General features: G+C 66.2%; 24 protein-coding genes. 10 read left to right on the top strand and 14 right to left on the bottom strand.

Going from position 1 to position 19,596, the window contains the following annotated elements:
• Positions 1 to 6: 6 nt before the first annotated feature.
• Entirely contained in the window at positions 7 to 1,002 is a 996-nt protein-coding gene (locus tag GFS60_RS02505; RefSeq protein ID WP_159918854.1) for an NAD(P)H-quinone oxidoreductase, read from the top strand.
• A gap of 75 nt (positions 1,003 to 1,077) precedes the next feature.
• Here GFS60_RS02505 and GFS60_RS02500 read toward each other — a convergent pair whose 3' ends face one another.
• Positions 1,078 to 2,280: a cysteine desulfurase-like protein gene (locus tag GFS60_RS02500; protein WP_109326121.1), complete on the bottom strand. Its 1,203-nt coding sequence runs from the start codon at positions 2,278 to 2,280 to the stop codon at positions 1,078 to 1,080.
• Positions 2,281 to 2,413: 133 nt separating this feature from the next.
• On the opposite strand from GFS60_RS02500, the gene GFS60_RS02495 reads away from it, so the two are divergent.
• The 6 genes from GFS60_RS02495 (at position 2,414) to GFS60_RS02470 (ending at position 7,922) form a co-directional block, all read left to right on the top strand.
• The gene (locus tag GFS60_RS02495) at positions 2,414 to 2,995 is read left to right on the top strand and encodes a bacterial proteasome activator family protein (RefSeq protein ID WP_159918853.1); all 582 of its coding nucleotides are present in this window, start codon (positions 2,414 to 2,416) and stop codon (positions 2,993 to 2,995) included.
• A 48-nt stretch (positions 2,996 to 3,043) separates the two neighbouring features.
• Positions 3,044 to 3,916 carry a galactan export ABC transporter permease subunit Wzm/RfbD gene (gene wzm / locus GFS60_RS02490; protein WP_159918852.1) on the top strand — a complete coding sequence of 291 codons (873 nt, stop codon included), beginning with the start codon at positions 3,044 to 3,046 and terminating at the stop codon, positions 3,914 to 3,916.
• A gap of 10 nt (positions 3,917 to 3,926) precedes the next feature.
• Positions 3,927 to 4,850 carry a galactan export ABC transporter ATP-binding subunit Wzt/RfbE gene (gene wzt, locus GFS60_RS02485; RefSeq protein ID WP_236603352.1) on the top strand — a complete coding sequence of 308 codons (924 nt, stop codon included), beginning with the start codon at positions 3,927 to 3,929 and terminating at the stop codon, positions 4,848 to 4,850.
• Entirely contained in the window at positions 4,847 to 5,758 is a 912-nt protein-coding gene (glfT1, locus tag GFS60_RS02480; RefSeq protein ID WP_159918851.1) for a galactofuranosyltransferase GlfT1, read from the top strand. The genes wzt and glfT1 overlap by 4 nt, the downstream gene beginning before the upstream one ends.
• A 193-nt stretch (positions 5,759 to 5,951) precedes the next feature.
• Positions 5,952 to 6,986, top strand: coding sequence for a ribosome small subunit-dependent GTPase A (gene rsgA, locus GFS60_RS02475; protein WP_159918850.1), 1,035 nt, complete (start codon positions 5,952 to 5,954; stop codon positions 6,984 to 6,986).
• 63 nt (positions 6,987 to 7,049) lie between these two features.
• Positions 7,050 to 7,922 carry a TylF/MycF/NovP-related O-methyltransferase gene (locus GFS60_RS02470; protein WP_159918849.1) on the top strand — a complete coding sequence of 291 codons (873 nt, stop codon included), beginning with the start codon at positions 7,050 to 7,052 and terminating at the stop codon, positions 7,920 to 7,922.
• On the opposite strand, the gene GFS60_RS02465 is transcribed toward GFS60_RS02470, so the two are convergent.
• On the bottom strand, positions 7,914 to 9,791 hold the full coding sequence (locus GFS60_RS02465; protein WP_159918848.1) for a glycosyltransferase: 1,878 nt from the start codon (positions 9,789 to 9,791) through the stop codon (positions 7,914 to 7,916). The genes GFS60_RS02470 and GFS60_RS02465 overlap by 9 nt on opposite strands.
• Before the next feature lie 81 nt (positions 9,792 to 9,872).
• On the bottom strand, positions 9,873 to 10,478 hold the full coding sequence (locus GFS60_RS02460; RefSeq protein WP_109326108.1) for a helix-turn-helix domain-containing protein: 606 nt from the start codon (positions 10,476 to 10,478) through the stop codon (positions 9,873 to 9,875).
• Positions 10,479 to 10,570: 92 nt separating this feature from the next.
• Between GFS60_RS02460 and GFS60_RS02455 the strand changes: the two genes are divergently transcribed.
• Entirely contained in the window at positions 10,571 to 11,527 is a 957-nt protein-coding gene (locus tag GFS60_RS02455; protein ID WP_159918847.1) for an NAD(P)/FAD-dependent oxidoreductase, read from the top strand.
• 13 nt (positions 11,528 to 11,540) lie between these two features.
• On the opposite strand, the gene GFS60_RS02450 is transcribed toward GFS60_RS02455, so the two are convergent.
• From GFS60_RS02450 to rfbB, 11 genes are all read right to left on the bottom strand, one after another.
• Positions 11,541 to 11,894, bottom strand: a complete 354-nt coding sequence (locus tag GFS60_RS02450; RefSeq protein WP_236603351.1) for a gas vesicle protein K — start codon at positions 11,892 to 11,894, stop codon at positions 11,541 to 11,543.
• Positions 11,887 to 12,090 carry a gas vesicle protein gene (locus tag GFS60_RS02445; protein ID WP_159918846.1) on the bottom strand — a complete coding sequence of 68 codons (204 nt, stop codon included), beginning with the start codon at positions 12,088 to 12,090 and terminating at the stop codon, positions 11,887 to 11,889. Before GFS60_RS02445 ends, GFS60_RS02450 begins: the two co-directional genes overlap by 8 nt.
• Entirely contained in the window at positions 12,087 to 12,875 is a 789-nt protein-coding gene (locus tag GFS60_RS02440; protein ID WP_159918845.1) for a GvpL/GvpF family gas vesicle protein, read from the bottom strand. Before GFS60_RS02440 ends, GFS60_RS02445 begins: the two co-directional genes overlap by 4 nt.
• On the bottom strand, positions 12,862 to 13,263 hold the full coding sequence (locus GFS60_RS02435; protein WP_159918844.1) for a gas vesicle protein: 402 nt from the start codon (positions 13,261 to 13,263) through the stop codon (positions 12,862 to 12,864). The genes GFS60_RS02440 and GFS60_RS02435 overlap by 14 nt, the downstream gene beginning before the upstream one ends.
• Complete coding sequence (locus GFS60_RS02430; RefSeq protein WP_159918843.1) at positions 13,260 to 13,550, bottom strand: gas vesicle protein GvpO; 291 nt, start codon at positions 13,548 to 13,550, stop codon at positions 13,260 to 13,262. Before GFS60_RS02430 ends, GFS60_RS02435 begins: the two co-directional genes overlap by 4 nt.
• Positions 13,551 to 13,556: 6 nt before the next feature.
• The gene (locus GFS60_RS02425) at positions 13,557 to 13,814 is read right to left on the bottom strand and encodes a gas vesicle protein GvpG (RefSeq protein WP_159918842.1); all 258 of its coding nucleotides are present in this window, start codon (positions 13,812 to 13,814) and stop codon (positions 13,557 to 13,559) included.
• A 3-nt stretch (positions 13,815 to 13,817) separates the two neighbouring features.
• A complete protein-coding gene (locus tag GFS60_RS02420) occupies positions 13,818 to 14,606 on the bottom strand; it encodes a GvpL/GvpF family gas vesicle protein (RefSeq protein WP_159918841.1) in 789 nt (262 codons plus the stop codon).
• On the bottom strand, positions 14,606 to 15,016 hold the full coding sequence (gvpJ, locus tag GFS60_RS02415) for a gas vesicle protein GvpJ (RefSeq protein ID WP_159918840.1): 411 nt from the start codon (positions 15,014 to 15,016) through the stop codon (positions 14,606 to 14,608). The genes GFS60_RS02420 and gvpJ overlap by 1 nt, the downstream gene beginning before the upstream one ends.
• Complete coding sequence (locus GFS60_RS02410; RefSeq protein ID WP_159918839.1) at positions 15,013 to 16,128, bottom strand: SRPBCC family protein; 1,116 nt, start codon at positions 16,126 to 16,128, stop codon at positions 15,013 to 15,015. The genes gvpJ and GFS60_RS02410 overlap by 4 nt, the downstream gene beginning before the upstream one ends.
• Before the next feature lie 4 nt (positions 16,129 to 16,132).
• Complete coding sequence (locus tag GFS60_RS02405; RefSeq protein WP_159918838.1) at positions 16,133 to 16,801, bottom strand: hypothetical protein; 669 nt, start codon at positions 16,799 to 16,801, stop codon at positions 16,133 to 16,135.
• A gap of 189 nt (positions 16,802 to 16,990) precedes the next feature.
• Positions 16,991 to 17,995 (bottom strand): dTDP-glucose 4,6-dehydratase, encoded by a 1,005-nt coding sequence (gene rfbB / locus GFS60_RS02400; RefSeq protein ID WP_159918837.1) that lies wholly within the window; start codon positions 17,993 to 17,995, stop codon positions 16,991 to 16,993.
• A 63-nt stretch (positions 17,996 to 18,058) separates the two neighbouring features.
• Between rfbB and rfbA the strand changes: the two genes are divergently transcribed.
• The gene (gene rfbA / locus GFS60_RS02395) at positions 18,059 to 18,934 is read left to right on the top strand and encodes a glucose-1-phosphate thymidylyltransferase RfbA (RefSeq protein WP_159918836.1); all 876 of its coding nucleotides are present in this window, start codon (positions 18,059 to 18,061) and stop codon (positions 18,932 to 18,934) included.
• 1 nt (position 18,935) lies between these two features.
• Entirely contained in the window at positions 18,936 to 19,526 is a 591-nt protein-coding gene (locus tag GFS60_RS02390) for a dTDP-4-dehydrorhamnose 3,5-epimerase family protein (protein ID WP_159918835.1), read from the top strand.
• Positions 19,527 to 19,596 lie beyond the last annotated feature (70 nt).

The raw sequence follows: 19,596 nt of genomic DNA, 5'->3' as shown, positions 1-19,596 counted from the left end.
TCCTTCATGTATGCGATCACGATCGATCAGCCGGGTGGTCCGGAAGTCATGCGATGGGCGGAGCAGCCCGATCCCGAACTGCTACCCGGCCACGTTCTCATCGATGTGGCGGCTACCGCCGTCAACCGCGCAGATCTCACCCAGCGCCAGGGGTTCTACCCGCCGCCGCCCGGTGCCAGCGACATTCTCGGCCTCGAATGTTCCGGCATCGTCGCTGAGGTCGGCGACGGCGTCTCGGAGTGGTCCGTCGGCGACCACGTGTGCGCCCTGCTCGCGGGCGGTGGTTACGCCGAACGGGTGGCCGTCCCCGCGACCCAGCTACTACCGGTGCCGAAGGGCGTCGATCTCCTCGTCGCCGCTTCCCTACCCGAGGTTGCCTGCACGGTGTGGTCGAACGTGGTGATGCGGGCCGGGTTGTCGCGCGGTGACGTCCTGCTGGTGCACGGCGGTGGCGGCGGCATCGGCACCCATGCCATCCAGGTGGGTGTCGCGTTGGGCGCGCGGGTGGCCGTCACGGCGGGATCCGAGGCAAAACTGGAACGCTGCCGCGAGCTGGGTGCCGACATCCTCGTCAACTACCGCGAAGCCGACTTCGCCGAAGAGGTGAAGAAGGCGACGGACGGACACGGCGCCGATGTGATTCTCGACAACATGGGCGGCTCGTATCTCGGCCGCAACATCGACGCGCTGGCGTCGGACGGACGGCTCGTCCTCATCGGCTTCCAGGGCGGACGCAAAGGCGAGCTCGATCTCACCCGACTGTTCGCGAAGCGCGGCAACATCACTGCCACCGGACTACGCGGCCGTCCGGAGAACGGCCGCGAGAGCAAGGCGGAAATCGTCGCCGACGTCCGAAACCGCCTGTGGCCACTGATCACCGAGGGCGCGATACAACCCGTGGTGTCGGCCGAACTGCCGATCACCGAGGCGCCGCGCGGCCACGAGCTGCTCGACTCGCCGGAGACCGTCGGCAAAGTGATTCTCACCATTCCGCGGCACTGACGCCCTCGCGCCGCCTCCCGCTGACCGAGTACCCCATCGGGTCAGCGGCGGGGCGGTGCAAGGGCAGGGCGTACGTCAGCCCAGCGAAGCGAGTTCGCCGACGAGCTGATCGATCTCGTACCGCGTGGTGTACGGGGCGAGGCCGATGGTGACCGCGCCGCCTTCGTCGTTGACGCCGAGGGCGTCGAGGAGTCGGGATCCACCGTGGACGCCGCTGACTGTGGCGATGCGTTTGTCGGCGAGGTGGGACGCCACCTTGTCGGCGGAGACTCCGGCGACGGTGAAGCTGAGGGTGGGTACCCGGCTGGGTGACCGGCCGATGACCATGATCTGCGGGAGTCTCTTGAGCGACGACATGAGGTGGTCGAAGAGGGTGTCCTGGTAGTTCTGCAACGAGCTGATGGACGTCTCGAGCTTTTCCCGGCGTGATCCCGTGGCGGATTCGTCGAGTCCGGCGAGGAAGTCGATCGAGGTGGTGAGCCCGGCGAGCAGGGCGAACTGGTGTCCCCCGACCTCGAGTCGTTCGACGCCGCGCGCATAGGGGTTGAGCGAGACGGCGGGGATGCGGTCGAGGAGGGTGGGGTCGCGGAAGACGAGGGCGCCGACCTGCGGCCCACCCCAGGAGGTGGCTCCGACAGCGACGACGTCGGCTCCGAGTTCGTTGATGTCGACGTGGGCGTAGGGAGCGGCGCCGATGGCATCGACGACCATCAGGCCGCCCACCTCGTGGACGCGATCTGCGGCGACTCGGACGTCGGGCGCGGAGCCGACGATCGGGGATGCCGCGGTGAGGGCGACGAGCCGCGTTGTGGTGGTGATGAGGTCTTGGAACTGCCAGCTGGGGAGTTCGCAGGTCTCGATCTCGACCTCGGCCCAGCGCACCTGGGCGCCGTAGCGGCCGGCCACGCGGAGCCAGGGCGCCACGTTCGCTTCTTCGTCGAGACGGGAGAGAACCAGCCCGGTTCCGAGTCCGAGTCGTGTGCTCAACGACTCGGCCAGCCAGGCGAGCAGGACGGCGCGGTCGGGCCCGAGGACCACCCCGGCAGGATCACCACCGACCAGGTCGGCGACGGCGGCGCGGGCGGCATCGAGCACTGCAGCGCTCCGCCGGCTGGACACGTGACGGCCGGTCGACGAGGAGGCGGACGCCCGGAACGCCGTCGAAACGGTGCGCGACACCGCGTCGGGGATCTGCATGCCGGCCTGAGGATCGAGATGGATCCAACCGTCGCCGAGTGACGGGATCAGTCCCCGTACGCGGGCAACGTCGTAAGCCATGCCCGACACTCTAAGACCCTGAGTCAATACGGTCGAAGCCAGCCGCCTCTTGTTGTGGTGTGCAACAAACCCTGAATGTGGAGAAATCGGACGCACCCGCGCATGCCCGAGCGTGAACAGACAAGATGGAGTCATGACGAACTCGGAGAATGAACACGTCCTCGTGATCGGCCCCGACGGTCAGCCTGTGGCCGTACCCGTCGAAGAGGCCGCGAAGCGATCCGCCGACGCCGACGCCGGCGCCGAAGACAACGCGAAACCGGAGTCGGTGGCCGACATGGTCGAGCAGCCCGCCAAGGTCATGCGGATCGGGACGATGATCAAGCAGCTCCTCGAGGAGGTGCGGGCGGCACCTCTCGACGACGCCAGCCGCACCCGGCTCAAAGACATCCACAAGTCGTCGATCAGCGAGCTCGAGCAGGGGCTCGCCCCCGAGTTGCGCGACGAGCTCGAGCGCCTCACGTTGCCCTTCACCGACGACACCGTCCCGTCCGACGCGGAGCTCCGCATTGCGCAGGCCCAGCTGGTCGGCTGGCTGGAGGGCTTGTTCCACGGAATCCAGACCGCGCTCTTCGCCCAGCAGATGGCCGCACGCTCGCAGCTGGAGATGATGCGTCAAGGCGCCCTCCCACCGGGCATCAGCATCGGCAACCCGCACCCGCCGCAGAACCACGGCGAGGGACACCAATCGAGCGGTACCGGCCAGTACCTGTAGCAACGGGCGGCGCAGCGTGGAAGTCGACTCCCGGTAGGCTCGGTGCCCGTGTCAGCATCCGCTATCGAATCCGAGGCCGCAGGCGTTCCGCACCCGGTGTCCGACTCGCAGACCTTCCGTCGTGCGTTCAAGGACCTCCGGGACGGCTTCGCTCAGCGAGAGCTGTGGCTGAGCCTCGGCTGGCAGGACATCAAGCAGCGGTACCGCCGGTCGGTGATCGGCCCGTTCTGGATCACGATCGCCACCGGCGTGCAGGCTGCGGCCATCGGAATTCTGTACGCCGCGCTCCTGGACATCCCGCTGCCGGAGTTCCTTCCGTACGTGACGGTGGGACTGATCGTCTGGAACCTGATCAGTGCCAGCATCCTCGAGGGCTCCGAGGTCTTCATCGCCAACGAGGGCCTGATCAAGCAGTTGCCGTCGGCGTTGAGCGTGCACGTGTATCGGCTGGTGTGGCGACAGTTGCTGCTGTTCGCCCACAACCTGTTGATCTACGTGATCATGCTCGTGGCATTCGGCGTGTGGCGCGACTTGACGTGGACGTCGCTGGCCGCGATCCCGGCCCTGGCGCTGATCGTTCTCAACGCGGCGTGGGTGTCGATCATGTTCGGCATCTTCTCCACCCGTTACCGGGACATCGCGCCGATCCTCTCCAGCCTGACGCTGCTGCTGTTCGTGCTGACCCCGATCATGTGGACCACCCAGAGCCTCGAGGCGCAGGGCGGTCAGGCCGCCGAGCGGGTCAAGCTCGCCGAGCTGAACCCGTTGTTCCACTATCTCGACATCGTCCGGGCACCGATGATCGGACAGGACCAGCAGGCATACCACTGGTACATCGTGCTGGCCATCACCGTTGTCGGGTGGGCCGCCGCCATCCTCGCGCTTCGCAAGTACCGGGCCCGCGTGCCCTACTGGGTTTAGGGGTTCCGCTATGACAGAACATGTGAGTATCGAGACGCGGGATGCCTGTGTCGACTTCCCCATTTTCGACGCCAAGTCGCGGTCGCTGAAGAAAGCCTTCCTCGGCAAGGCCGGCGGCTCCATCGGCCGGAACAGTTCCGACGTGGTGGTGGTCGAGGCCCTGCGCGACATCACGTTGTCGCTGAAGGAGGGTGACCGGATCGGGCTGGTCGGCCACAACGGCGCCGGAAAGTCGACGCTGCTGCGACTGCTGTCGGGCATTTACGAGCCCACCAGGGGCAGCGCGAGCATCCGCGGCCGCGTGGCGCCGGTCTTCGACCTCGGTGTCGGCATGGACCCCGAGATCTCCGGCTACGAGAACATCATCATCCGCGGACTGTTCCTCGGTCAGACCCGTAAGCAGATGCTCGCGAAGATGGATGAGATCGCCGAGTTCACGGAGCTGGGCGAATACCTGTCGATGCCGCTGCGCACCTACTCCACCGGGATGCGCGTGCGTGTCGCGATGGGCGTGGTGACCAGCATCGACCCCGAAATCCTTCTCCTCGACGAGGGTATCGGCGCCGTCGACGCGGAGTTCATGAAGAAGGCCCGCGTCCGGTTGCAGGCGCTCGTCGAACGGTCCGGGATTCTGGTGTTCGCCAGCCATTCCAACGAGTTCCTCGCCCAGCTCTGCGACACCGCGATGTGGATCGATCACGGCCGGATTCGCCAGCAGGGTGGCATCGAGGACGTCGTCCGGGCGTACGAGGGGGACGACGCGGCCGACCACGTCCGGCACGTGATCTACGAGCTCGAGCGGGAGAAGGCCGGCTTGACTGCTCCCTCGCGTTCGTACAAACGGGACGCTGGTAGCGCTGGACCGAGCGAACGTTCCGTTCCTACGGGGACAAGTGCGGGCACGAGCACCGGCACGGAGGCGGAGTCCGCGTGAGCGCTCCCGCCGAGCGGATCATCGGCGTCGTCGTCACGCACAAGCGCCGGGAACTGCTCGCGCAGTCGCTGAAGGTGCTGGCGTCGCAGACGCGGCCGCTCGACCATCTGGTGGTCGTCGACAATGCCGCCGAGGACGAGGTGCGAACCCTCGTCGAGTCTGCGGGTATTCCGACCAGCTACCTGGGGTCGCGGCACAACCTCGGTGGTGCGGGAGGCTTCGCACTCGGCATCCTCTATGCGTTGTCGCAGGGCGCCGACTGGGTATGGCTGGCCGACGACGACGGCCGTCCCGAGGGCGACAAGGTGCTCGAGACCCTGCTCGACTGCGCGACCCGGCACGGGCTGGCCGAAGTGTCGCCCGTCGTGTGTGACATCGACGACCCCGACCGTCTGGCGTTTCCGCTGAGACGCGGGGTGGAATGGCGGCGGCTTCGGTCGGAACTACACAAGGACGGTGACGACTCCGCCGATCTGCTGCCGGGCATCGCCTCCCTGTTCAACGGCGCGCTGTTCCGTGCGTCCACGATCGACGCGGTCGGGGTTCCCGATTTGCGCCTGTTCGTACGCGGCGACGAGGTGGAGGTGCATCGCCGGCTGGTGCGGTCCGGGCTGCCCTTCGGAACGTGCCTGCAGACGGCGTACGTGCATCCGAACGGCGCTGAGGAGTTCAAACCGATCCTCGGCGGCCGGATGCATACGCAGTACCCGGACAACGAGGTCAAGCGCTACTTCACCTACCGCAACCGGGGATACCTGCTGTCCCAGCCGGGAATGCGGAAGCTGCTTCCCCAGGAATGGGTGCGGTTCGGGTGGTACTTCCTCGTCACACGGCGTGACGTGCAGGGACTGCGCGAATGGATGCGACTGCGGAAGCTGGGACGCCGGGAGCGTTTCGAGCGGCCGTAAAATCGGTTGCCCGACGTTCTGTCGGGTGGGATCCTGATTCCCGAACGGTCCGGAAAGTGTCGCGAAGGAGTGAGTGTCCGATGATTGTCTCGTCGGTCGACGCCGCGTGCGTCCACACTCCCCCTTCCTTCGCCTGACCGAACCCTGATCGTGGTCCGGTCGGCACTTCACCGACCCGAGGATTCCACTCATCATGTTCAACCCTGGACAACTCCTGGCTTACGGCTGGAACAACACCCTTGCTTTCGACGACTACACGACCGAGGGTTCCGAGCCCGGGCGCGTGATCCGCGTCGACCGCGGACGTTGCGACGTCGCAACGTCTTCGGACATCATTCGTGCCGAGAACGGTGAGCATGCGCTCTGCACCGGCGACTGGGTCACTGTCCGTACGAGCGGTGACACCGTCGTTGTCGCCGACCTGCTCCCGCGGCGCAGCGCCATAGTCCGGTCCGCCGCCTCTGGCAGATCCGACGGCCACGTGCTCGCCGCGAACGTCGACACGGTGGTGATCGCCTCCGCTCTCGACACCGACCTCGATCTCGGCCGCATCGAACGACTGCTGGCACTGGCCTGGGAGAGCGGCGCGACGCCGGTGGTCGCTCTCACCAAAGCCGATGCTGCCGAGGATCTTTCCACCGCAGTCACCGCCGTGACTGCGGTCTCGCCCGGTTCGGCGGTGCTGGCGGTGAGCGCCGAGACCGGCGACGGCGTCGCTGCTCTGACCGCAATGATCGACGGCACCATCGCTCTGATCGGACCGTCCGGTGCGGGCAAGTCGACGCTCGCCAACGCGTTGCTCGGCGCGGATCTGCTCGCCACGGGCCGTGTTCGCGAGGGCGATCACAAGGGTAGGCACACCACCTCGCACCGGGAACTGCTGCCGCTTCCGCAGGGTGGCGCCCTGATCGATACGCCGGGCCTGCGCGGTGTCGGCATGTGGGACGCGGCGGACGGCATCGACAAGGCGTTCCCCGAGATCGACGACTGGGCCGCGCAGTGCCGGTTCCGGGATTGTTCACACGAGGCGGAGCCGGGTTGTGCGGTGCTGGCCGCGGTCGAGCGCGGCGATCTTCCCGAACGACGACTTGTGAGCTACCGCAAGTTGATTCGCGAGAACGGTCGGATCGCGTCACGGGCCGATGCCCGGCTACGCGCCGAGCGGGAACGGGAGTGGAAGATCATCGCCCGCGGGCATCGCCGGATGTATCGAACCCGCGGTCACTGACACCTGCCCAACTCGCATCCCGGTTCGGCCCTGAGCCGGGATGCGACCTGGCAGCATGGATACATGTTCGAGGGATTTCGGCGAAAGGCCAGGCTCAAGCTTCAGCGCGCCGTGTATGAGGTGGTGGCCGAATCGGATCGGCGTTCTCGCGAGTTGCACGAGAACCAGCACGATCAGACGCTGGCCGAGCTGTCCGCCACCAATAAGGAACTCTCGCGCGTCCTGTCGGAACTGTCGGATGCCCGGATGGAGGTATCCGACGTTCAGCAAAGACTCGGCGAACTCGAACAGCAGGCTCGTCGCGACATCACGCAGGCCCTCGATGTCGGAGCCACCAACCAGTCGGCGGCGTTCGTGCTCGAGCACATGCCGAAAGCTCCCGTGTTCTGGAATCCCCACGACACGCTGCGGTACGGACTGTCCCAGGTGCAGATTCCCGGAATGGCGCTCGAGTTCGGTGTCGCGTCGGGAACCACCCTGCGGATCATCGTCGAACAGCTCAAGGATGCCCAGCACGAGGTTTTCGGTTTCGACGTGTTCTCGGGACTGCCGCAGACCTGGCGTACCGGTTTCCCGGCGGGCGAGTTCGCCCAGGAGAAGATGCCCCAGGTACGCGGCGCCCAGCTGGTCCCGGGACTCTTCGAGGACACGCTCGCCGATTTCCTCGACACACATCCGGATCCGGTGGCTTTCGTGCACCTCGACGCCGACCTGTATTCGTCGACCAAGACGGTGCTGGACCGGATCGGCCTCCGGCTTGTCGCCGGAACGGTGATCGTTTTCGACGAATTCTTCAACTATCCGGGTTGGCAGGAACACGAATACCGGGCGTGGAAGGAATTCGTCGACCGCACGGGAATCGGTTTCGAGTACCTCGGTTACACGGCCAACCACGAGCAGGTGGTCGTGCGCATCACCGAACCGATATCACGATGACGCCTGGTTCATCTGCTCGTAGAGCCGGGTCCAGTTTTCACGGCTGGTGAGGGTGGGCATCTCGGCACGGAACGCCTCCGCGACGGTCGGCGCCTCCGCGCGGAATCGTTTCATCACTCCGGCGAGGCGGCCACCCATCTCGGCAGCGAGCTCCCTGTCGTATTTGCGTTCGCGCACACCGGCTTGCGACGCGTCCGTGACATACACGTGGTCGAACCGTCCGACATGCCACCACCGCGCGTCCTCGTAGGAGATCGCGACGGGCCCACGCTCGAGGCGTCCACGAAGGTGGGCGGCCGCCCGTTTCGCGAGCACCAGATCGTCCCAGCCCTCCTTCGGAGGCGGATCGGCTCGACGGAACCGGACGTCCGCCGGCAACTCGGACACCGGTCTGGTGATGGTCTCCGGGAACCGGGTGCGCTCCTTGTTGATCATGGCGAGAGCTGCCTGCCCACCATCCGCGAGGGCATTCGGGCCTTCGAGGAAGCCCTCGATCGCCCGCAGCTGCGTGTGCGCAAGGCCGTATTGCAAGCTCACGATCGAATGACTGATTTCCCGGCTGAGCTGCTTGGCCAGGGATGTCGGCGCGAAGCCGGGGTCGAGGGCAGCGGTGATCAGCCCGTTGCGGGTACTGAAGTAATGCGCGAAGCCGTCGACATCTTTCCAATAGAAATCGGCGTGCCAGACTCCGGTCGACGGCAGGGTGATCGTCGGGATGCCCGCCCGGCCGGCCCGCAAGCTGTATTCGACGTCGTCCCACTGGAAGAAGACGGGCAGTGGCATCCCGATCTGCCGGACCACTTCGGCCGGGATGAGACACGACCACCAGCCGTTGTACTCGGCATCGATGCGGCGCTCGGGCAGCTTCTTCAGAACGTTGCTGTTCCGGACTCCGTATTTGTCGGTCGGTAGCCCGCGCCGCAGCGTCGTCAGATCGGCGCGTTCCCCGGACGCCAAGAGGTAGTTGGGGTTGTACAGGAACAGCATCTGGGCGCCGATCAGCGCCGGGTCGGTGGTCATGTTCGCGAAGGCGCTCAGTCGCAGCACGCTCTCCGGCTCACACAGAACGTCGTCGTCCATCAGAAGGACATCGGCATGCGGACCCGCGGCGGACGCCTCGTAGAGTCCCCGACTGAACCCGCCCGCGCCACCGAGGTTGGCCTGGCGGAGGTAGTGCAACCGGTCGCCGAACTTCGGGGCGACCTGCTGGAACAGTTCGCGGGTCTCCACCGGATCGGTGCCCTGGTCGACGACGTACACCGCGTCGAGGGAAGAGAGCACCCGCTCGTCGGACGCGAGAGCGGCCACGGTGTTGGCGCAGTCGTCGGCCCGGTTGAAGGTACAGATCGCAATGGCCACCGGCCGGACGGTCTCGGGCGAGGCCACCGTCCATTCGATGTCGGCAACGGTGACGCCGCCCTCGAGCGCATCGAACTGCAGCCACAAGGCGCCGCCGTCGGCGAACTTGTCGAGTTTCGCGGTGAGGGTGACGGTGCCGGAGCCGGTGATCACCTCGGCGGCGATGATGCGTCGGTGCCCGCCGATGTCGGAGGCCAGGAGCTGCGCCCGGCAGTGGTCTGCGGCGTCGATCCGCGCTGTGGCCGTGACCTCGGCCGCGGTGGTCCATCGCTGCCAGTAGCTGGCCGGGAACCGGCCGAAGAAGGTGTTGGTGTGGACGGTGGCGCCGGCGTGCAGATGCAGTGCGAATCGGGTGCGGGTGGACCCGCCGCGCTTGACCACTGCGTACAGGTCGTCGTTGACGATCGGTGAGGTGCCCGTGAACGGTCCTCGCTGCGCGACGAGTCGATCGGACACCGCCCGGTGCTCGGTCAGCTCGACGTCGGAAACGGAGGCGTTCGCTGTATCCACCCGGGCAGGGTATCGCGATCGAGACCTTCGCCGCGGCTCAGCCCGCCTTTCCTGCTGGGGTGGTGCGCGCGGTCGTGCCGGTCAGAGCGCCGCATCACCTGCGGGCCGGGCCCGGACGTGGGCCCGCTCCCCCTGCGGCCCGAAAAGGCTCAGGATTTCGACCGGCTCGGGGCCAGGGTTGCCGAACCAGTGCGGTACATGCGTGTCGAACTCGGCCACCTCGCCCGCGGTGAGGATCACGTCGTGTTCTCCGAGCAGTAGGCGAAGCCGCCCGGAGAGGACGTAGAGCCATTCGTATCCCTCGTGGACTTGCAACTGCGGTTCGCTCGGCGACGGCTCCCGCGCCGGGATGACATGCTTGAACGCCTGGATTCCGCCCGGTCTGCGGGTGAGGGGAATGATCTTCGTGCCGAAACGCTCGATCGGCCGCAGGTGGACCCGCGGGTCACCGGTGGCGGGCGCGTCGACGAGTTCGTCGAGTGGAAGCTGGTGCGCTCGGGCGAGGAGCAGCATCAGCTCGAGCGTGGGTTTGCGCTGACCGGACTCGAGACGGGACAGGGTGCTCACCGAGATGCCGGTGGCGTCCGACAGCTGCGCCAACGTTGCGCCGCGCTGCTGACGGAGTGCCTTCAGTCGTGGACCGACGGCGTCGAGGACACCGCCGAGGTCGGGAATGTCGTCGCTCATACCCTCATCTTGCCATCCCGGCAAAAGAGTTTGTCAATGCTGCACGGAGTGCTGGACAGTTCGATTACGAAGCCCGAACGAAGGAGGACGCAGTGAAGGACAAATACGACGTAGTGATCGTCGGTGGTGGCGCAGCAGGACTGAGTGGTGCGCTGGCCCTGTCCCGGGCGCGGCGGTCGGTGCTGGTGATCGATGCAGGCGCCCCGCGCAACGCCCCGGCGGGGCACATCCACAATTACCTGGGCCGCGAGAGCACTCCCCCGGCCGAATTGCTCGACATCGGCCGCGGCGAGGTCGTTTCCTACGGAGGCGAGGTGGTGACCGGCACCGTCACCTCCGCCGAGACCGCCGAGGACGACGGCTTCCGGGTCACCCTTGCCGACGGACGTTCGGTCTCGGCCCGGCGACTGCTGGTGACCACGGGGTTGGTGGACGAGCTGCCCGACATTCCCGGCGTGTCCGAACGTTGGGGCCGCGATGTGCTCCACTGCCCGTACTGCCACGGGTGGGAGGTGCGGGACCAGCCGATCGGCATTCTGGCGAGCAGCCCCTTCTCGATTCACCAGGCACTGATGTGGCGGCAATGGACCGACAAGGTGACGCTGTTCCTCAACGACGCGATCGAGCCGACCGGTGAGGAGTACGAGCAACTCGCCGCCCGGGACATCTCCGTGGTCGACGGAAAGCTGTCGGGCCTCACGGTGGCCGAGGACCGCCTCACCGGTGTCCGGTTGCACTCCGGTGAGGAATTCGCCTGCGCCGCAGTGGTGGTCGCGCCTGTCTTCACCGCGCGCGCCGACGTGCTGACCACACTCGGGCTGGAGCCCGTGGAGCAGCAGATGGGCGGACACGTGGTGGGCACCTACATTGCCTCGGATGCCATGGGCGCCACGGCCATTCCGGGCGTGTGGGTCGCCGGAAACGTGGCGGACCTCAAGGGACAGGTAATCGCCTCCGCCGCAGCGGGACTCAACGCTGCGGCGGCCCTCAATGCCGATCTGATCGCAGAGGACACCCGCCTGGCGGTCGCAGCGAGAACCGGGCGGTAGCCCGGGCGTCCCGTCACTCGTGGGACAGCAGAGGTCCCAGCGGCCCGAGATCGATGTTGAGGTCTTCGGGCGTCAAGCCGAAGTGCTCGCGCAGTTCGGCCATCCGCTCCTCGAGGAGCATCAGCGTCGTGCCGATCCGCTCGATCTGCTCGTCGCTCAGGTCGCCGTTGTCCACCCGGCGCAGTGCCTGGCGTTCCATCAGCTGACGGAGCAGTTCCACGAGAGTGAGCACGAGGGTGACGAGGCCGCGTTCGACCGACTCCGGGTCGGCGTCGATACGCTGGGGCAGGACACGACGCCCCTCGCCTGTCAGCGCGTCGAGCTCGGCAGGCTGCGGGGCGTCGCTTCCGGGTGGGCTGTCACTCATCGCCGGCTTCCTGAACTTCCGGTACCAGGGCACTCACCGAGGCGATCAGCGTGCGCAGCGAGATGCGGACCATGTCGACGTCGGCGAGCGACAGCGTGATCTCGCCGGTGATCACCACCCCACCGCCGAGCACTCGATCGAGGAGGTCGACGAGGGCGATCTGCCGCGTGTCGTCGGCAGGAACCATTTCGCTCATGGGTTCACCTGCTCGATGGTGGCGAAGGAGTACGGCGGCCACGGGCCGGTGAGCTCCAGGGTGATACCGGGATGTTCGGCGTCGAGTCGGGTGACGAGGGCACCGAAGTCCTGCGCCCGCTCGTCGTCGACGAGGTAGGTGCCGTTGAAGATCATCCACGCACGCTTCCCGGTCAGCGCCGGATCGGTGACCCGCTGTCGCCGGCCGTCGACAGCCTTCTCGACGAGCGCGGCATGGATTTTCGCGGCATGCTCGGCAGCCTGCCGTTCGACGTTCTGCCGCGCGGCCAGTTCCGCACGCCGGCGCAGCAGATACGCCGTTCCCTTGCCGGCGGCGCCCTGCGCAACGCGCTCCTCCGTCGCCGCCTGAGCCAGCACGTCGGCGTCCCCGTACGCCTTGACGCCCCACTCGCTGCGACCGGTCACTCGCTCGAGTGCGGCAGCGAATTCCTCCCGCCGATCAGCGAGCAGGCCACGAACCCGGTCGTCGTCGAGATACAGGGTTGCCAGTCGCAGCGGAACGGTGGGACCGCAACGCAACACCGCGGCCACCACGCGGTCGTGTGCCCTTGCCGTGGCCGCCAGCCAATCGAGGTCCTCGAGATTCCGTTGCAGGGAGTCCTCCCCGAACTCGCTGAGACTGACCGACCCCACCACCGCGACCAGCCCCTCCGAGGCGACCGCCCGCACCGGTTCACCGGCCACGCCCGTGACGCCCGCCAGTTGGGCATCACCGACGCCGTCGAAAGTGATGCCGTAGAGCCAAACCCCGTCACTGCGCGTCATCGTCGGTGTCCTGACGTTGCCCCTCCACCTCGATCGACTCGGCACCTCCCAATGCGGGCGACACCGAACGGTCGGACTCGAGTTCGGCGATCCGTTCACGCAGCCGGGCGTTCTCGATCTCGATGCTGCTCTTCGAGCCCGTCAGCCAGGGATCGTGTTCCCACCAGTCGATGCCCACCTCCTTCGCCGTTTCCAGCGACGCGATGACCAACCGCACCTTGATGGTCAGCAGTTCGATATCGAGGAGATTCACCTGAATGTCGCCGGCGATCACCAAACCCTTGTCGAGGACCCGCTCGAGGATGTCGCCCAGGTTCGTCGATTGATGGCCGCCGCCGAGGCCGCCGCCCTGCGACATGGGCCCCGACCCACCCCCCGCGACGGTCATGAGGCTGCGCCCCCGTTATCGGTGCTGCCCCGCATGTAGCGCCGAGTCCGGCGGTAGGACAACAGTTGTCCGTCAAGATCCAACACCACCTCGTACAGCGCGAGCATGTCCGCGGACGACGGAATGCGCCGGTCTTCGACCACCTCGACCTCGACGGTCCACCCGTCGTCGCTGGGCATGACGGAGGTGGCACCGAGAGGCTGTTTCCCGGTCAGCTTCGTGATATCCCGCAGAGCGACCTGGGCGATCTCGGGCGCCGGCAACGGTGGCGGCTGATCCTCGGTCATGATCGGTCACTCCTCCTGCGGGTTCTCCGGGCGGGTTGCGGCTCCGGAGGTCATTCGATCGAGGATCGCCTGCTGTGCCTGTTCTTCTTCCTCGGCTGTGATGTCGCCACGTTCCCGGGCTTCCTCCAGCTCTTCGAGTTCGCGGCGGGCCGTCGCCGGGTTGTGCATCTCCTGTTCGACCTGACGTTGAATCACCTCGGCCAGCGAGATCACGCCCCGCACCGGCGCCAGTGGCAGAGTGAATACGAACGACAGCAGGCCCATCGCTCAGCCTTCCGGTGTCTGCGTCACCACGAAGTCGTACGGTGCGAGCGGGCCGAGCACGCGCATCTCGACCCGGCCTTCCCACTGTTTGGCGAGTTCTCCGACGGCCTCTTCCAATTCACCCTGCCTCTCGACTTCGACGAGCACCGCCACTTGCGCGGCATCTTCCTCGTGCGTCGGTTCCCGGACGTTGACCGAATCGGCCAGCGGCGTGAGTGCGTCCACCACGGTGCGGGTGTCCTGCTCCCGTTTGGCCGCGATGGAGTTGTTGACGATTTCACCCAGAGCCATCCGGGCGTCACGGGTGGCGTCCTCCGGCTGATTACGGATGGTGTCGCGGAGGTCGCTGGCCTGCTGGTTCTCGCTGATCACCTCACGAAGGATCGCCTTCTCGACATACCGTCCCTTCACGACGTACTGCGCCTTGCCCTCGAGCTCCTGCAGCGCCGCCGCGAACTCGTCCGCGTGCTCGCCGAGCAGTTCCTCCTTCACTGCGTCGGCGTCCGTCAGGACCGCGCCGAACCTCAGCGGAAGTACCGGCGCCACACGAGAAGTGCCGTCGAGGATATGTGCGTGCACTCGCAGATCTTCCGGTTTGCCGAGCGGCCGATCCACCGACACCTCGCTGACGAGCGCCGCGATATCCCCCTGCTTCACGACATCGACCTTCGCATCGCACATACCGACGGCATCTGCTTCCGGCTCCACGTCTGCCGGGACGATGCCATACACGTAGACACCTTTCGTGCCTTCCCGTTCCGGCGCGTCAGTAGTCTGATCCGAAGTAGTCATCACCGGTCTCCCCGACTCGATTTTCGCGTCACTCGCTCCGGTTGTTCCTGTTCACCTCCGAGGAGATCACCGAGTTTCTCGCCGGCGGCCTCGAGAGCGCCGCGGGTCTTCGACTTGGCGCCTCCCTCCGTGACGTCCTGGACGAGGTCCGGCAGGCCTTTCGGCTCGTTGTCACCGATCTCGAGCCGATTGACCGCCTCGGCGAACCGCAAATAGGTGTCGACGCTCGCGACCACGACACGTGCGTCGATGGTCAGCAACTCGATGCCGACCAATGACACACGGACGTAGGCATCGATCACGAGGCCCTTGTCGAGGATGGTGTCGACGACGTCGGCGAGGCTGCTCGAACTGGGTCCACCGCCCACTCCACCGCCGCCGCCACCGGCCGGTTGGATCGCCGTGGTCATCGGGTCGCTCCTTGCTTCTTACCGACCGGGGCTGTCGAGCGCCTGCGGGCTCGCCGTTTCGGCGGCGGCGCCTCCTCTTCCTCGGGCTCCGGTTCGGGTTCTTCTTCGACTTCGTCCTGCTCGGTGTCGCCCGCGTCCGCCTCTTCCGGTTCCGGCTCGTCCGGTTCAGATTCTTCCGCCTCGAGCTCGTCCTCGTCGAAGTCGAACTCGTCGGCTTCCGCCTCGTCTCGCCCTGTGTCGTCCGGTTCCTCTTCCTCGGATTCCTCCGGCTCGACCACCTGGCTGTCGCGGATCTCTCCGGGCCAGCCCTCGACTTCATCCGGGTGCAGCACCGTCTGGGTCATGACGTGACGCCGGAAGTGTTTGAGTTCCAATCGCACTCGCCGACCCTGTGCACGCCAGATGTTCCCGGTCTTCTCGAACAGACCCTTGGGATGGTATTCGAGAACGACGAGGATGCGGGTGAGGTCCGGCGTCAGCTCGTGGAAGGTCACGGCACCGTCGATGTAACCCTTGGCGCCCTTCGAGCGCCAGATGATGCGCTCAGCGGGGACCTGTTCGATGATGGTCGATTCCCACGTCCGCCGCGACCAGAAGACTTTCGCCTTCCACTCGAGCTTCTCGTCCGATACCTGCTCCACTTGTTCGAGCTTCTTCATGAACTGCGGGAAGTCGGTGAACCGAGTCCACTGGTCGTAGGCGAGCTGCACCGGAACACCGACATCGATTTCTTCTATGATGTTGGTGAGTTTGAGCTTCTTGCCTTTGCCGCCGCCACCTCCGCCGCCGGTGACTGCTTCCTTCAGGTCGGACGCCTTGTCCTTGACGAACTGCGTGGCGCCCGCAGCAGCAGACTTGACCGGGGATTCGCCTGCGGCCAGTTTCTCGGAGCCTGTGACTGCCGCGAGGAGCCCGCCACCGCCGCCTTCGGCGTACTCATTGAGCCGCCCAGAGGTGGACAGAACCTTGCTCGACACGGACGTCAGCGCCCGTTCCGCCACGGTGCCGACCAGCTTCTGTACCGCATCCTGCAGTGGGGACGACGCAGAGGCGCCTTTCTTCCCGCCGGACGACGCCGTGTCCTTCACCTTGTCAGTCAGATTCGTAGTCATCGATTTACCTCCGCCCACGGCGAACCGGCGCTGCATTTGTGGGGGCCTGGGCCCTCGTCTTACGACTGCGCGGCGCAGGCTCGTCGCCCTCATCGGCGGCCGACTCGGAACGAGACTCGCCGTTTCGAGAGCCGGCTCCACTTGTCGCCCGGCGACGTGCTGTCGGACGGCGGACGGCGGGCTCGGGCTCGGGCTCCGGCTCGTCCTGCTCGTCCTGCTCGTCCTCGATCTCAGCTTCCTCGTCGGCGTACTCGTCCTCGAGCTCCGCGTCGACGGTCGCTGCATCGACGTCGTTCTTCCGGGAACGCCGCCCCCTCTTGCGAACGACATCCCCCACACCGGCAACGTCCGCGACGCCGCCCACGGTGTCGGTGACACCCTGACCGCTCGATTGCAGGCGGCTGTTCAGCGAATCGATCCGCTGACTGGCCGCCGTGACCGCCGCAGCCCTCGCGGCGTTGAGCAGTTCCCCTCGCACCGATTCCCCGATTTTGGCGACTTCCGGGGAGCTGGCGAGCATCTTGGTGCCGCGTTCGAGCAGAACTCGCGGCCCTCCCGGAAAGCGTCCGGTCGCGCCCGCGGCTGCGAGCATCAATGCCATCTTCATCTTGTGTGTGCGGCCGAGCATGTAGCCCGCGCCGACGGCCAATGCAACCTGACCTTTTGCCTTCATCGTCGACCCCTTAGTCCACGTAGCCACACGCACCTCGACGCCAGCTTCGGCAATTGTGTGTCGGAGGGCCGTGCGCGTTAGGGGTGCGCCCTTCGGGTCTACCCCACTTGCTGGACGCTCAATCACCAGAGGTGGGAATCTTCGGCGGTGTTCCCCGGGATCCGCCCGTGCGGAGGTCGCAACGAAGGATCAGCCGATCACAGACTCCGTAGCCGCGTACGCCTTCTCGGCGAATACCTTCTGCGCCCGCCACCACGGTTCGTTGTCGCGGTACCAGCGCACGGTGGCTTCGAGTCCGCCGCGGAAATCGGCGTATTGAGGTGTCCACCCCAGCTCGGTGCGGAGCCGCGTCGAGTCGATGGCGTAGCGGAGGTCGTGCCCGGGGCGGTCGGTGACGAAGTCCAGGTCGTCGATATCGCGGCCGAACAGCTCGAGCAGCGTTTCGACGACGGTCCGGTTGTCTACTTCACCGTCCGCACCGATCAGGTACGTCTGGCCGATGCTGCCCTTCTCGAGGATCGTCCACACAGCCGAGTTGTGGTCGTCGACGTGAATCCAGTCGCGCACGTTGCGGCCGCTGCCGTACAGACGCGGGCGGACCCCGTCGATGAGGTTGGTGATCTGCCGCGGAATGAACTTCTCGACGTGCTGGTACGGGCCGTAATTGTTCGAGCAGTTCGAGAGCGTGGCCCGCACGCCGAACGATCGTGTCCAGGCCCGCACCAGCATGTCGCTCGACGCCTTCGTGGCGGAGTACGGGCTGGACGGGTTGTAGGCCGTCGATTCGGTGAACCGCTGTGGGTCGTCGAGCTCGAGGTCGCCGTATACCTCGTCCGTGGATATGTGGTGATAGCGGACGTCGTGGGCACGCACCGCCTCGAGCAGGCTGAACGTCCCCATCACGTTGGTGTGCAGGAACGGCGTGGGGTCGGCCAGCGAGTTGTCGTTGTGTGATTCGGCCGCGAAATGGACCACCGCGTCCGACGCCGCGACCAGGCTGTTCACCAGCGCACCGTCGGCGATGTCACCGTGGACGAATTCGATCCGATCGGCGACCGGGTCGAGTGAGCGTCGGTTGCCGGCGTACGTCAGGGCGTCGAGCACGGTCACCTGCACGTCGGGCCGCTCGGCCACCGTCAGATGTACGAAATTGGCGCCGATGAACCCCGCCCCGCCGGTCACGAGAAGCCTCATGGGCACCAAGGGTAGCGGCGACGCCGAGTTTTCATCCGCGGCGAACACTGGAACACTGCGCACATGCGCGGAATCATTCTGGCCGGTGGCACGGGGTCGCGGCTGCATCCCATCACTCTCGGGGTGAGTAAGCAGCTGGTACCTGTCTACGACAAGCCGATGATCTACTACCCGCTCTCCACGCTGATGCTGGCCAACATCCGCGACATCCTGATCATCACCACCCCTCACGACGAAGAGCAGTTCCGCAGGCTTCTGGGCGACGGCTCCCAGTTCGGCGTCAACCTCTCGTACCTTGTTCAGAAGGAGCCGAACGGCCTCGCCCAAGCCTTCGTCCTCGGCGCCGATCACATCGGTGACCAGCCGGTCTCCCTGATTCTCGGGGACAATATCTTTTACGGACCCGGTCTCGGTTCCCGTTTGAACCGGTTCGAGAACATCGACGGCGGGGCAGTGTTCGCCTATTGGGTCTCCGACCCCAGTTCGTACGGTGTGGTGGAGTTCGACGAGCGCGGCAGTGCCACCTCTATCGAGGAGAAACCGGCCACCCCGAAGTCGAACTACTCGATTCCCGGGCTGTACTTCTACGACAACGACGTCGTAGCCATCGCGCGGGGCCTCACCCCGTCGGATCGCGGCGAGTACGAGATCACCGACGTCAACCAGGCGTACCTGCAGGCCGGGCGGTTACAGGTGGAGGTACTGCCCCGCGGAACCGCCTGGCTCGACACCGGCACCGTCGACTCCCTCCTCGAGGCATCGAACTTCGTCCGCACGCTCGAGCACCGGCAAGGACTGAAAATCGGTGTTCCCGAGGAGGTCGCCTGGCGGCGCGGGTTCATCACCGACACCGAATTGGCCGAACGTGCAGCCACTCTCGGCAAGTCGGGCTACGGCGACTACCTCCTCGAAATCCTCGAACGCGGCAAGGACTGGTGACGTGGAATATCGGGAGCTGACGATCCCCGGGGCGTGGGAGATCACGCCACGACAGTTCGGTGACGACCGCGGCGTGTTCCTGGAGTGGTTCAAGGGCTCCGAGTTCGAGGCGGCTGTCGGGCACCGACTCGAACTCGCGCAGGCCAACTGCTCGGTGTCCGCCGCCGGCGTGCTGCGCGGCATCCACTTCACCGACACCCCACCCGGTCAGGCGAAATACGTCACCTGCGTCAAAGGTGCGTTCCTCGACGTCATCGTCGACGTGCGCGTGGGCTCCCCCACCTTCGGGCAGTGGGATTCCGTGGTGATCGACGATGTGGACCGTCGCGCCGTGTATCTCCCCGCAGGTCTGGGCCACGCAATTCTGTCGCTCGAGGACGCATCCACGGTGATGTACTTGTGCTCCCTCGAATACACCCCCGAACTCGACCACGACGTCCATCCGTTCGACCCCGAACTCGCCATCGACTGGCCCGCCGTCGGACGTGACGGCTCGCCGCTGAACTTCCAGCTGTCCGGCAAGGACTCGGCCGCGCCGACGCTGACGCAGGCAGCCGAGGCCGGGGTCCTGCCGGTCTATGTGAGCTCCTGAGGTCGGGTCCGCAGCCGGATCGGCACTGGTTTACCCTCCCGAGGATAGGGTTCCCTAACTACCTCCAGGA

The organism is Rhodococcus sp. WAY2 (genome assembly GCF_009859915.1).
GTDB classification, from domain to species: Bacteria; Actinomycetota; Actinomycetes; order Mycobacteriales; family Mycobacteriaceae; genus Rhodococcus_F; species Rhodococcus_F oxybenzonivorans.
This window is presented reverse-complemented; position numbering and strand designations above follow the sequence as displayed.

What these genes read in the sequence shown, in the direction of transcription:
- GFS60_RS02460 (WP_109326108.1), bottom strand. Translation starts at nt 10,478, where the DNA reads ATGAGCGACGACATTCCCGACCTCGGCGGTGTCCTCGACGCCGTCGGT.
- rsgA (WP_159918850.1), top strand. Translation starts at nt 5,952, where the DNA reads ATGTTCAACCCTGGACAACTCCTGGCTTACGGCTGGAACAACACCCTT.
- GFS60_RS02500 (WP_109326121.1), bottom strand. Translation starts at nt 2,280, where the DNA reads ATGGCTTACGACGTTGCCCGCGTACGGGGACTGATCCCGTCACTCGGC.
- GFS60_RS02440 (WP_159918845.1), bottom strand. Translation starts at nt 12,875, where the DNA reads ATGACGCGCAGTGACGGGGTTTGGCTCTACGGCATCACTTTCGACGGC.
- GFS60_RS02405 (WP_159918838.1), bottom strand. Translation starts at nt 16,801, where the DNA reads ATGAAGGCAAAAGGTCAGGTTGCATTGGCCGTCGGCGCGGGCTACATG.
- GFS60_RS02430 (WP_159918843.1), bottom strand. Translation starts at nt 13,550, where the DNA reads ATGACCGAGGATCAGCCGCCACCGTTGCCGGCGCCCGAGATCGCCCAG.
- GFS60_RS02505 (WP_159918854.1), top strand. Translation starts at nt 7, where the DNA reads ATGTATGCGATCACGATCGATCAGCCGGGTGGTCCGGAAGTCATGCGA.
- wzt (WP_236603352.1), top strand. Translation starts at nt 3,927, where the DNA reads ATGACAGAACATGTGAGTATCGAGACGCGGGATGCCTGTGTCGACTTC.
- rfbB (WP_159918837.1), bottom strand. Translation starts at nt 17,995, where the DNA reads ATGAGGCTTCTCGTGACCGGCGGGGCGGGGTTCATCGGCGCCAATTTC.
- GFS60_RS02445 (WP_159918846.1), bottom strand. Translation starts at nt 12,090, where the DNA reads ATGAGCGAAATGGTTCCTGCCGACGACACGCGGCAGATCGCCCTCGTC.
- GFS60_RS02470 (WP_159918849.1), top strand. Translation starts at nt 7,050, where the DNA reads ATGTTCGAGGGATTTCGGCGAAAGGCCAGGCTCAAGCTTCAGCGCGCC.
- GFS60_RS02495 (WP_159918853.1), top strand. Translation starts at nt 2,414, where the DNA reads ATGACGAACTCGGAGAATGAACACGTCCTCGTGATCGGCCCCGACGGT.
- GFS60_RS02435 (WP_159918844.1), bottom strand. Translation starts at nt 13,263, where the DNA reads ATGACCGTCGCGGGGGGTGGGTCGGGGCCCATGTCGCAGGGCGGCGGC.
- GFS60_RS02410 (WP_159918839.1), bottom strand. Translation starts at nt 16,128, where the DNA reads ATGACTACGAATCTGACTGACAAGGTGAAGGACACGGCGTCGTCCGGC.
- GFS60_RS02425 (WP_159918842.1), bottom strand. Translation starts at nt 13,814, where the DNA reads ATGGGCCTGCTGTCGTTCGTATTCACTCTGCCACTGGCGCCGGTGCGG.
- GFS60_RS02420 (WP_159918841.1), bottom strand. Translation starts at nt 14,606, where the DNA reads ATGACTACTTCGGATCAGACTACTGACGCGCCGGAACGGGAAGGCACG.
- GFS60_RS02450 (WP_236603351.1), bottom strand. Translation starts at nt 11,894, where the DNA reads ATGAGTGACAGCCCACCCGGAAGCGACGCCCCGCAGCCTGCCGAGCTC.
- rfbA (WP_159918836.1), top strand. Translation starts at nt 18,059, where the DNA reads ATGCGCGGAATCATTCTGGCCGGTGGCACGGGGTCGCGGCTGCATCCC.
- gvpJ (WP_159918840.1), bottom strand. Translation starts at nt 15,016, where the DNA reads ATGACCACGGCGATCCAACCGGCCGGTGGCGGCGGCGGTGGAGTGGGC.